This window comes from Marivirga arenosa (assembly GCF_030503875.2).
Lineage (GTDB): Bacteria > Bacteroidota > Bacteroidia > Cytophagales > Cyclobacteriaceae > Marivirga > Marivirga arenosa.
In genome coordinates this window covers 785,323-798,016 of record NZ_CP129968.2, presented here as the reverse complement: position 1 = coordinate 798,016, position 12,694 = coordinate 785,323, and the positions used below count along the sequence as shown (strand labels likewise).

The window sequence follows — 12,694 nt, the reverse complement described above, 5'->3', positions numbered from 1 at the left end:
GAACACAGACGCTTAAGTGATTAGTCATTTAATTTTGCAGTAAATTCAAAAAACAAATTACAAAATGAAGAAAATTTTACAGAGTTTATGTGTAGTGACATTGCTGCTTGCTTTAGCAGTAGGTTCAGCCTTTGCACAAGGGGTAACTACATCAGCAATAACTGGTGTGATTAAAGATGACAAAGGAGAGGAATTACCTGGCGCTACTGTCCAAGCAATACACACTCCTTCAGGTACTACCTATGGAGCCGTGTCAAATGTCAGTGGTAGATTTAGAATGCTAAACATGAGAGTGGGTGGACCATACACACTTAAAGTTTCATTTATTGGCTTTCAAGAATATGAGCTTCAGAATATCGATCTTGACTTAGGTCAAACATTGAACCTCAATATTGCTATGACAACTAGTGTTGAAGAATTAAGTGAAATACTTGTTGAAGCACAAAGAGGTCAAGTAATTGATGGTGATAGAACAGGAGCTTCTACCAACTTATCAAATGAAAGAATCGCTTCAATGCCGACCATTAACCGTAGTATAAATGACTTCACAAGATTGAATCCTCAATCAAATGGAACTAGTTTTGGTGGTGCTGATAACCGATACAACAATTACACCATTGATGGTAACTTATACAACAACAACTTTGGCTTGGGAAGTTCTCAGTTTGCGGGTGGAAATCCTATTTCAATTGACGCAATTGAAGAAGTACAGGTAAACATCGCTCCTTATGATGTAACTCAAAGTGGTTTTACAGGAGCAAGTGTTAATGCGGTTACTAAGTCAGGTACTAACTCTATACAAGCAACGGCTTATACACTTTTCAGAAATCAGAATACTCAAGGAACTACTTTAAATGGTGGTCAGGACGTACCTTTTTCTGAATCAAGTACACAAATTCACGGTGTAACTTTAGGTTTACCGATCATTAAAGATAAATTGTTCTTTTTTGGTTCATTTGAATTTGAGGATAATGCTATCCCTGGTGATACTAGAAGAGCGGCAAGACCTGAGCAAGGATTATTGCCTGACTTAGAATTAGGTATTGCAAGAATGACGGCTGATCAAGCTGAATTCGTGCAAGAGCAAATGCAAGAAATTTATGGATATGAAACAGGTGCTTACGAAAACTATCCATTTGAAGATGTAGCTACAAGGTTGAACTTTCGATTAGATTACAACTTGAACCAGAGCAACAAAATCATGGTGCGTTACAACAATTTCCAACAAAGAAGAGATGTTGGAATCAACGGAAACAGTATTCGTGGACTTCCTGCTAGTGAAAGATTTAGAAATACAAGTAGATTTGGTAATGAAGCGCTTACCTTCAGAAACGGTAATTACGGAAGTGAAGAAGACGTTCAATCTATTGTTGGAGAGTGGACTTCAAACATTGGTAACAATATGGCCAATAAATTGAATATTGGATATACCAGCGCCATATCCCAAAGATTTATTCCTGGAGATCAAAATTTCCCAATGTCTGAAATATTAGAATATGACGGTTCTACTCCATTATATTTCGCTTCCTTAGGAACTGAACTTTTCACTAGAGGTAACTTATTGGATAACAAAACCTTTAACATCACAAATAATTTTAATTATTTCATGGGTGATCATACTTTCACTGCGGGTGTGAACTTCGAATACATGACATTCGATAATGCCTTTAACCCAACTTGGGATTCATGGTACAGATGGAATTCATATGATGATTTCGTAGCTGCAGTAATTGATAGAGACCCAAGCGTTCGTCCAGCAGGTTTTGCAATTGGATTTACGTACGATGCAGAAAATCCAAATGTTTTACCAACAGATAGAACTCAATTTGGACAAGTTGGTATTTATGTGCAGGACGAATATCAAGCAACAAACGACTTAAAAGTAACAGCAGGTTTACGTGTTGAATTGCCTTTCTACCCAATTGATGCTCCTAGAAACCCTAGAGTAGAAGCATTAGGGATTAGTGTAGAAAACCCAAGAAATCCAGGTGAATTTATTGAACCTCGTGTCGATAATTTCCCTTCAATTAACCCTGTTTTCTCTCCTCGTTTAGGTTTTAACTGGGATGCTTTTGGTGACAAAACCTTACAGGTACGTGGTGGAACAGGTATTTTCACAGGTCGCCCAATATTTGTTCACTTATCTAACCAAATTAATGGTAATGGTGTAACAAGAGGTTTCATTGGTCTATTGGAAGATGATTGGGGACAAGATGGAAACCCAACATGGGAAGGTTTCCAAGCGGATATTAACTATTACAGACCAGATCCATCAGTACAAGAACCTACTGTTTCTAGCTCGTTATCAATAACTGACCCTAACTTTCAACTTCCTCAAACTTGGAGAAGCAACTTAGCGGCAGATTATGTTTATAATGGATTTGTATTCACTGTTGAAGGTATCTTCTCTAAAGATTACAACACTCCATTCAGTGCTAACCTTTCAAGTGTTCCTACTGGTGAGTCAGTAAATATTGGCGGTAATGCATATCCAACTTACGATCAAGTAGCACTAGGTGGCGAAATCAATGAGTTATATTATTTAACTAATATTGACGACAGGACTTATGCTGCTTTAACTCTAGGAGTTCAAAAGGATTGGGGTAAAGGTATTTTTACCAGCTTTAATTATACAAGAAGTCAAAGTAGAGACTTTGGACTTGGTGGCGGTTCTCAAGCAGCTTCCTTATGGCCAGCTGACGTTCAGCAAGGAAGAAACAATCCGGAAGAAGGATTTTCAAGAAATGATCAACCAAATAGAGTAGTAGGTTTAATTGCCTTCAACACAAAAGGTCTAAATGAATCTAACAACACTTCATTCAACTTATACTATTCAGCTGGTGAACAAGGAAGATACTCTTATACTTACAGTGGTAACATTACTGGTGAAGGTGGTGGATCTTCATTAATGTATATCCCAGAAAGTTTAGAAGATGCACAGCTTATCGACAGAATAGCTGGTGGATCAATTGTGCAAACTGCTGAGCAGCAATGGAACATTTTGAATAACTATATTGAGAATGATCCATATTTAAGCGAAAATAGAGGTACGGTTTCGGAAAGAAATGGTGCAGTTTTACCATGGTTACACAGACTTGACTTATCAGTTGTTCAAACAATCAACTTAACTAAGGATCCATCTGAGCATAGATTAGAATTCAGAGCTGATATTTTAAATGTATTGAACATGATGAATGACTCATGGGGTGTAAGCAGACAAACTGTACAAAGAAACTTAATGAACTTTGAAGGTACTGATGCTAATGGAAATGCTCAATTTACCATCAATACTATTCAAGGAGAGTCAACTTATCCAACGGATGTAACCATTCCAAACTTTGATCTTGGTCAAACTTGGAGTGCACAGTTTGGTGTTAAATACATCTTTTAATTGAGACAAAAATTTAAAAAATAGTAAAATGAAAAATATATTAAAATATGCATCATTCGTGTTCGCAGGAATGTTGATTTTTTCAACTTCTTGTATAGACGAAAATTATGATGATTCATCAGATGTTGGGATTACAGACGATCCACTTCTTTTAACAGTAATAAACGAAGAAAATGCCTCTGGCGAATTGAGTTCATTCATAAGCTTAGCTGATGAAAATGGCTTGGTTGGTGCTCTAACGAGCAACAAAACGCAAGAGCAAAGAACTGTTTTTGCACCTACAAACAATGCTTTTGCAATATTGGCTTCCCAATTAGGTTATGATAGCGTGGAGGATTTATTAGCTGATGATGCTGTTAACTTAGTAGAAATACTAGAAACGCATATTGCTTTAGCTAATCTAAGCCTAAATCAGATCGAGACTGGATCTTTCAGATCTATCGCTACTTTATCTGGTATTAACGTTCCAGTAGCACGTGATGGTGGTTTGGTAATAAATGCTAATCCAGATTTAGAAATATTAAGGTCAAATAGCGAAGGTAATGGAACTGTTCATGTCATTTCCAGAGTATTACTTCCTATCCGATTCAATATTGATTTTTCGGCTGACTTTGGTGGCGACTTCGATGCATGTAGTGCAGTATTAGCTGACTGGAGAGTAGAGAATGTAGTATTAGCAGGTGGTTCTGGTTGGGGTTGTACTTCTTTTGGTTTTGATGGCCAAGGTATCCAAGCAAACGGATTCTCTGGTGGTCCACAAGAAGTAGATTCTTGGATTATTTCACCAGTACAAGAGTCAAATGATGTGGTACTTAATACATTGAAATTTAAGTATGCAAGTAGATTTGACGGACCAAGTCCTGAAATATGGGTTATAGCTGAAGATGATTATGAAGCTGACGGTGCATTTGACGCTAGTGCTTGGACTCAATTAGAATTTAACTTTCCACCACCAGCAAGCGAAAATAACGTATTTTCTGACCAGGCAGTAGGAATTCCTTCTGAATTCCATAATGATGCTTATCGATTTGCTTTCAGATATATCTCTGGTGCAGGTGCAACCAGAGTAACGATCGATAATGTTGAAGTAGGGGAAGAATAACTCATTTTTCAAGAGTTAAATAAAAAACGAAAACCCGAGGTATTGCTACCTCGGGTTTTTTTATACTCATTACTATAAATATAAAGAACCCACATTTTTATAGAATTATAAAAATAAAACACACAGACCAGTCAGTTTTTTAGATTGTTTTAACAGAACCAATTAACTTTGAACTCTTGATTTTTATACAAATAATAATCAGGAAAGTCTCTATTAATTTCAAAATGAAAATTCTATTCTATATGAAAAAAATACTACTCCTAACAATTTTATCCATTTTGAGCACAATTGTGATAGCACAGCCTGATGGCTATTATGATGGAACAGAGGGATTAAGTGGTAATGAGTTAAAAATAAAGCTGCATCAAATACTTCGGGGGCATGAGGTGAAAACTTATAGTGAGTTTAGAGATGTAATACTCAGAGATCTTGATGAAGACCCTAATACCCCAGATAACATTATACTCTTTTACAAGAATGCCTCCATCCCGAAAGCCAACTTTGCCTCAAACAATGAACCTGATTTTTGGAACAGAGAGCATACTTGGCCTTCTTCTCATGGTTTTAGCACTCAAGATACCGCTTACACAGATGTACACAACCTGAGGCCATCAGATGCAACGGTTAACAGCTCAAAAAGCAATAAGGACTTTAATGATGTAGAAAATATTCCAGAAAATGCAGAAGGCGAAGCTCCTGATACATATACCACTAACGACTTTTGGGATCCTAGAGATGAAATTAAGGGAGATGTAGCAAGGATTCTTTTCTACATGGCTACTCGATATGAAAGTGAATCTCTTGACCTTGAATTAGTTGATAGAATTAGTTTTTCGAATGAACCTGCCCTTGGCGTTTTATTCACCTTAATTAAATGGCATGAGCAAGACCCAGTGGATGCTGAAGAAAGAGCACGACATGAAGGCGCATTTGGATATCAAGGCAATCGTAATCCCTTCATTGATCATCCGGAATGGGTAAATGCAATCTGGGGAGGATCCACTAGCCCAAATTTAATCTTAAATACACTTAATTTTAATGCTGATTTTGGTAATGCTGAACTAGGCTCTTCATTAGAACAGCAATATGAAATTAATGCATATAATTTAACTTCTGATGTTTCTGTGCAAGTGGAAGCCCCTTTTTACCTTTCTACTGATGGAGAGAATTATACAGATAGCATTGGTTTTTCTTCAAACAACAGTAGCGAGCAAACTTTCACCGTATTCCTTCGATTTGAACCTAATCAAGAAGAGCAAGAAGTTAATATAGAAGTAATACATAGCACCGATGGCGATTCGGAAGAGCTTTCAGTTTCAGGAAAAGAAGGGGCTATAGAAATAACGACCATTGCTGAAGCACGAGAATTTACGCTGGGCGAAGTGGTTACTGTTCAAGGAGTAGTAATTGATGCAGGTAACAATAGCAGCAACAATAGAGTGATTTATGACGGTACTGCAGGACTTGTAGTGAGAAGTTTTGATACGGATAATGAATCTGAAAATCTTCAACAGGGCGATAGTGTATCTGTGACTGGTGGTTTAAGTGAGTTTAATAACCTTTTACAAATTTCCGAATCACCAATTACCATCACAATATTAAAACAAGGTGTAAGCCTCCCTGAACCAAAAGTTATTAGTCTTGCAAATGTAGGTGAAGAATATGAATCGCAGTTGATCACTGTTAAAAATGTTGAATTTGTAGAGACTGGAATCTTTCTTGGAGGCGGTGCTAGCGGTAATTTTACAATTACAGACGGTGTCAATGAATTGATTTTTAGAATTGGTTCTGGTAATCACCCAATAGTTGGAGAAGATATTCCTACTGGATTGTATGATGTAACAGGCTTTGTAGGTCAGTTTGGTAATGACTATCAAATCTCACCAAGAACCATCGATGATTTACAACCAGTCGAAGATTCTACAGGCCAAACATTAGCTAATATTGATTTTAAAACAATAGATGGATTGATATATCCAAATCCCGCTAAAGATCAAATCTTTATTAAAACAGAAAAATTACAATTTGCAAGCACTATTAGCGCAACGATATACTCATCGAATGGTAGCAAACTGCAAGAATTAAATAATATTAATGCAAGTAGAAATACTATTTCTATCGACCATCTCAAAGGGGGTATGTACTTCATTATCTTATCTATAGATGATCGATACTTTATTCAAAAACTTATAAAAGAATAAAGCCTTATTATTCTTACCATTAGGAATCTCTATCTCCATAGTTAGAGATTCCTACCTTCCAATCATCACTATTTCCTGCCGTTAAAGTGAAAGCTTTCAAAATAGGCAACTTTTCATCTTTAGCATAGTTCTATCTGTTTGTATGTTTGCACATTAATTAGCTTACTTTTTTAATTATTCACTATGAACAAAATTGCAATACGAATTATTGCCTTTATCGCAATAGTTGCCGTTATCATATTCTTAGTATTTCCAGATATTTTTTCCTCTGAAGAAGAGCAACAAGTTTCATCAGAGCCTGTTGTTGCTAGCACTAAAATAACGATAGATGCTAAAGTGGTTCAGTATGAAACTTTCAAAAATGACATTGTCTTAACAGGATCATTATTAGCCAATGAATCTGTGCAACTAGCAAGCGAAATATCTGGTAAAATAGACCATATATATTTCAAAGAAGGTCAATATGTAAAAAAAGGTAAGTTACTCGTTCAAACGAATGTAGCTGATCTTGAAGCTGATCTTCAAAGATTAAAATATACAGCACGCCTTAATGCAGAAACTGAGAAAAGGCAAAAGCAATTGCTGGAAAAGGAAGCAATCAGTAAGGAAGAATATGACATCGCCTTTACCAATTTAAAAACTACTGAAGCAGAAATAGAAGCATTGCAGGCTCAAATTGATAAATCTAGAATTAGAGCTCCTTTTTCCGGATATATCGGTTTGCGTTATGTTAGTGAGGGAAGCTATATTACACCGAGCTCACAAATCGCTTCATTATATAATGTAAATCCTATTAAAATTGAGTTCTCTGTTCCTAGTAGATACAGCGGATTGGTAAAAGAAGGAAGTAAAATTACTTTTAATTCAGAGGCCGAGAATAAAGATAGAGAAGCGACAGTTTATGCCATTGAGCCACAAATTGATCCTGTAACAAGAACCTTAACTGTTAGGGCTGAAACTGAAAATCCCGATAACACTTTAATACCAGGTCAATTTATTAGAATTAACCTAAGTCTTGAAAATAGAGAAAATTCTATTTTAATTCCAACGACTTCAATTATGCCAAAAGCAGATGGACATACCGCATATGTTATTGAAAATGGAATGGCTCATTTAAAAGAAGTAGAATTAGGTTCGAGAACTGCAAATAGGGTTGAAATACTAAGAGGTATTGAAAATGGGGATACAGTAGCAATTGCGGGTGTTCCTCAATTAAAAGATAGAGCAAAAGTAGAAATTAAAAAGCTAGAAAACTAAGATGGCTTCCTTATCAAAAATAAGTATACAAAGGCCTGTTTTAGCCATAGTGCTATCACTGGTAATATTAATTTTTGGCCTTATTGGATTTAATTTTTTAGGGGTTAGAGAATACCCTTCAGTTGATCCGCCAATCATTACAGTTACTACTGACTACGCTGGAGCTAATGCAGATGTAATAGAATCGCAAATCACGGAACCACTTGAAGAAGCGGTAAACGGTATCGCAGGGATTAGAACTATTACTTCTACAAGTGCTGAAGGTAGAAGTAGGATTACCATTGAATTCAATTTAAGTGAAAATCTAGAAGCTGCCGCCAATGATGTGAGAGATAAGGTTTCAGGAGCAAGAAGAAGATTGCCAGAAGATGCTGAACCTCCAACCGTAAACAAAGCAGATGCTGATTCAGAACCTATTGTATTCTTAAACATTAACAGTGAGGAAAGAAGTCTTTTAGAATTATCCGCTATTGCAGAAAATACTTTTAAAGAAAGGCTTCAAACAATATCAGGTGTTAGTGAAGTAAGAATATGGGGAGAAAAAAGGTATGCGATGCGATTATGGATGGACCCCATAAAACTTGCTGCTTATCAATTAACCCCATTAGACGTTTTAAGCGCAGTTGAAAATCAAAATGTTGAATTACCTTCAGGAAGTATTGAAGGTGATATGATAGAGTTGGTAGTGAAAACACAAGGCCAGCTTAAAAGCGAAGAAGATTTCAATAACCTAATTATTGCAGAACAAAATAATTCGTTTGTCCGCTTTTCTGACATCGGATATGCAGAATTAGGCCCACTAAATATGCGAACTGTTTTAAAAAGAGATGGAATACCAATGGTGGGTGTAGTTTTAATTCCTCAGCCTGGTTCCAACAGTATCGATATTGTGGATGAGTTTTACAAAAGGGTTGATAATATCAAGAAGGACCTTCCCGAAGATATTAATTTGGGAATTGGATTTGATCAAACAGAATATATTCGAGAGTCAATAAATGAGGTACAGCAAACCATTTTAATCGCATTTATTCTCGTAATCTTAATCATTTTTGCCTTTTTAAGGGATTGGAGAACTACAGTTATTCCAATTGCGACAATCCCAGTAGCCTTAATAGGAACCTTCTTTTTCATGTATCTAGCGGGATTTTCTATCAATGTTTTGACTTTATTAGGGATAGTACTAGCCATCGGTTTAGTAGTGGATGATGCCATAGTGGTATTAGAAAATATTTATACTAAGGTGGAAGATGGAATGCAACCAATGGAAGCTGCCAAAAAAGGTTCTGTAGAAATTTTCTTTGCCGTTATCGCGACAACCGTTGCCTTAGTAGCAGTGTTCATGCCGGTTATCTTTCTTGAAGGTATTACGGGTAGACTATTTAGAGAATTCGGTGTAGTTGTAGCAACAGCAGTAATGATTTCTTCATTTGTAGCCTTATCATTAACCCCAATGATGAGTAGCCGAATATTGAAGAAGCGAGAAAGACATAATTGGTTTTACAGAAAAACAGAACCATTCTTCGTTTGGCTAAACAAAGGGTATGGAAGAAGTTTAGACGCTTTCATGAAAGTGAGATGGATGGGAATAATTCTATTTTTAGGAGCAGGTGCCTTAATTTATGGTTTATTTAAAACACTACCTTCTGAATTAGCGCCATTGGAAGACCGTGGAATGATTTCAGTAAATGCTGCAGGTCCTGAAGGCGCCACATTCGATTATATGGATGAATACATCAATAATTTGGTAGAGGTTACCATGGATACTTTACCAACTGATGGCTTGATCTCTGTAACATCACCTGGATTTGGTACTCAGGGTACTAACTCTGGATTTATGAGGATAATGTTGGTAGATGCTGAAGACCGAGAGAAAAGTCAACAGCAATTATATGATGAATACACACCTATTCTTAGTCAATTCCCTGCAGCTAAAGCCTTTGCTTTCCAGCAACAAACCATCGGTGGTAGAAGAGGGGGATTACCGATTCAATATGTAATTCAAGCCACTTCACTAGATAAACTACAAGCAGCCTTACCTAAATTCATAGAAAAGGCGCAGCAGGATCCAACTTTTACAGTGGTAGATCAGGATTTAAAATTTACTAAGCCTCAGATTGATATACAGATTGATAGAGAAAAAGCTAAATCATTGGGAATTTCGGTAATAGATATAGCTCGAACACTGCAATTAGGCCTTAGTGGACAGAGGTTTGATTACTTCATTATGGATGGAAAGCAATACCAGGTGATAGGTCAGGTTCAAAGAAACGACAGAAATGCACCAGTAGATTTACGATCTTTGTATGTGAGAGCACAAAATGGTCAAATGTTACAACTTGACAACTTGGTAACATTAGGTGAAAGCTCAACACCACCATCCTTATACCGATATAATAGATATATCTCGGCTACATTATCTGCAGGTTTAGCTCCAGGCAAAACAATTGGAGATGGTGTTGAAGCTATGGATGCAATTGCAAAAGAAGTATTAGACGAGACTTATAGCACTTCTTTATCTGGTGCGTCCTTAGACTATTTTGAAAGTTCATCGAGTTTACTATTTGCATTCGGATTTGCAATTGTATTAATTTATTTAGTATTGGCTGCCCAATTTGAAAGTTTTAGAGATCCTGTAATCATATTATTTACGGTTCCATTAGCTGTAGGAGGTTCATTTTTATCACTTTGGTTATTTGGAGAAACTCTAAACATCTTTAGCCAAATTGGCATCATCATGCTCATAGGTTTAGTTTCTAAAAATGCTATTCTGATTGTGGAATTTGCAAATCAGAAAAAAGCTCAAGGATTAAATGTAACTGAATCAATTGTTGAGGCAGCTAAATCACGATTTAGACCGATACTAATGACAGCTTTATCTACCATCCTGGGAATTTTACCAATTGCTCTGGCACTTGGTGCGGGTTCTGAAAGTAGAGTGTCAATGGGAATTGCCATTATTGGAGGTTTAATTTTCGCAACTGGATTAACATTATATGTTATCCCTGCTATTTATTCTTATTTAGCTAGTAAACGTGCACGTGTTTCTCGTGTAGAATCTTAATTTTTTATGATAAAATATATCACATTCATTTTTATAGGATTATTTAGCTTCAATGCAGTAGCACAGGAAGTTAGCTTAGAAGAAGCTGTAAGTATTGGAATGGAGAATAATTTTTCCATCAGGACGGCCAAAAATATAGAAAAAGAAGCTGTTTTAAATTCAAATTACGCTTATTCTGCTTTTCTACCAGTTATAGACATTGCTAGTGGACAATCTTTTGATATTGAAGATGTAAACCAGCAATTTATCGAAGGGCCACCAAGAGAAATTAATGGAGCAAAATCTAATCGATTTAACGTTAGAGGTGATTTGACTTGGACCCTTTTTGATGGTACTAAAATGTTTTTGGATTACAAAGCATTACAAGTTGAAAGGAACAAAACTCGATTTGAAACTCAGGCAGTTTTAGAAAATACCTTAGGAAGCATCATACAATCCTATTTTCAATTAGTATTTGAACAATATCAATTCAGTGTATTAGAATCGGCTGTTGAACTATCACAAGAAAGACTTGAAATTGCAGAAGCTAATTATGAAGTTGGTCGGTTCTCAAAGACTGAATTATTGGCAGCTCAAGTAGATTTAAATACCGATAAAAGTAATTTAATGAATCAGGAAGAACTCGTACAGCAGGCACGAGTATCCTTAAACTTACTTTTAGGACAAGATCCTAATCAGGAGTTTATCGCAACGGATAGCATGTCTATTGATACTAGTTTAGAATTAAATCAATTAATAGAAGACCTTAACACTAGAAATAAGGAACTATTAGCTTTAATGCAGCAAGAAGATATTCTTAAAATTCAGAATAAAACAGTTAATACAGAATTACTTCCTCAAGTAGATTTCAACCTAGGTTATGGTTATTCTAACTTAAATGCCCAGGCAGGGTTTTTACTTCAAAACCAAGCATTAGGATTAAGCTATGGATTGAGTTTATCATGGAGGATATTCGATCGTTTAGATAGACGGAGACGAAACCAAACTACTCAGATAGCAGTAGAAAATAATACAATTGCAATGCAAGAGTTAGAAAACCAACTACAAGGTGACTTATCATCAGCCTACGTGCGGTACAAAAATAAAATTGATTTAATAAAGCTTGAGAATGAAAATTTAGATGTGGCTCAAGAAAATGCAGATATCGCATTAGAAAGATACAAAGTAGGAAGATCTAATTCTATTGAATTAAGAGAATTTCAATTAAACTCTATTGAGGCAGAAAGCAGATTATTAAATGCTATTTACCTTGCTAAACAAGCAGAAATCAACCTATTAGCCATTAGCGGTAATTTGTTAACTAAAGACTCCATAAATTAAATTACATTTGTGCTAAAACTAGCTCTAAATGTTTGAGAAACTTAAAAACAGATGGAATCTTAAATCTGGTTGGCAAGTATTCGTTGTTCTAATTGTGTTTGCTTGTACTGGTTTTACTGTTCTTTTTTTAAAGGAACCAGTTTTATCACTAATAGCTGCAAAAGAAGAACGAAACTGGATCTTTACAACGGTTTATTATATACTTATCCTACCTGTTTATTTTATCATCTTATTATTTTATGGATTCCTTCTGGGGCAAAGTAAATTCTTTATTGGCTTCGTAAAAAAAACTTTAAATAGATTTAAAAGGAAAAAATAGTACTAGACATAAAAAAAGCCGGTTATACCGGCTTTTTCAATTT

General features: G+C 35.8%; 7 protein-coding genes. All 7 read left to right on the top strand.

What is annotated here, in order from left to right; all coding sequences use genetic code 11:
- The first annotated feature begins 64 nt into the window (after nucleotides 1–64).
- The 7 genes from QYS47_RS03445 (at nucleotide 65) to QYS47_RS03415 (ending at nucleotide 12,651) form a co-directional block, all read left to right on the top strand.
- Complete coding sequence (locus QYS47_RS03445) at nucleotides 65–3,391, top strand: TonB-dependent receptor (protein ID WP_322347731.1); 3,327 nt, start codon at nucleotides 65–67, stop codon at nucleotides 3,389–3,391.
- A gap of 28 nt (nucleotides 3,392–3,419) precedes the next feature.
- The gene (locus QYS47_RS03440; protein ID WP_322347730.1) at nucleotides 3,420–4,493 is read left to right on the top strand and encodes a fasciclin domain-containing protein; all 1,074 of its coding nucleotides are present in this window, start codon (nucleotides 3,420–3,422) and stop codon (nucleotides 4,491–4,493) included.
- Nucleotides 4,494–4,735: 242 nt separating this feature from the next.
- Nucleotides 4,736–6,694, top strand: coding sequence for an endonuclease (locus tag QYS47_RS03435; protein ID WP_322347729.1), 1,959 nt, complete (start codon nucleotides 4,736–4,738; stop codon nucleotides 6,692–6,694).
- A gap of 183 nt (nucleotides 6,695–6,877) precedes the next feature.
- Nucleotides 6,878–7,951, top strand: coding sequence for an efflux RND transporter periplasmic adaptor subunit (locus QYS47_RS03430; protein WP_322347728.1), 1,074 nt, complete (start codon nucleotides 6,878–6,880; stop codon nucleotides 7,949–7,951).
- Between the two features lies 1 nt (nucleotide 7,952).
- On the top strand, nucleotides 7,953–11,012 hold the full coding sequence (locus tag QYS47_RS03425) for an efflux RND transporter permease subunit (RefSeq protein ID WP_308357772.1): 3,060 nt from the start codon (nucleotides 7,953–7,955) through the stop codon (nucleotides 11,010–11,012).
- 6 nt (nucleotides 11,013–11,018) lie between these two features.
- Nucleotides 11,019–12,332: a TolC family protein gene (locus tag QYS47_RS03420; RefSeq protein ID WP_322347727.1), complete on the top strand. Its 1,314-nt coding sequence runs from the start codon at nucleotides 11,019–11,021 to the stop codon at nucleotides 12,330–12,332.
- 28 nt (nucleotides 12,333–12,360) lie between these two features.
- Nucleotides 12,361–12,651: a DUF6787 family protein gene (locus tag QYS47_RS03415; RefSeq protein ID WP_322347726.1), complete on the top strand. Its 291-nt coding sequence runs from the start codon at nucleotides 12,361–12,363 to the stop codon at nucleotides 12,649–12,651.
- Nucleotides 12,652–12,694 lie beyond the last annotated feature (43 nt).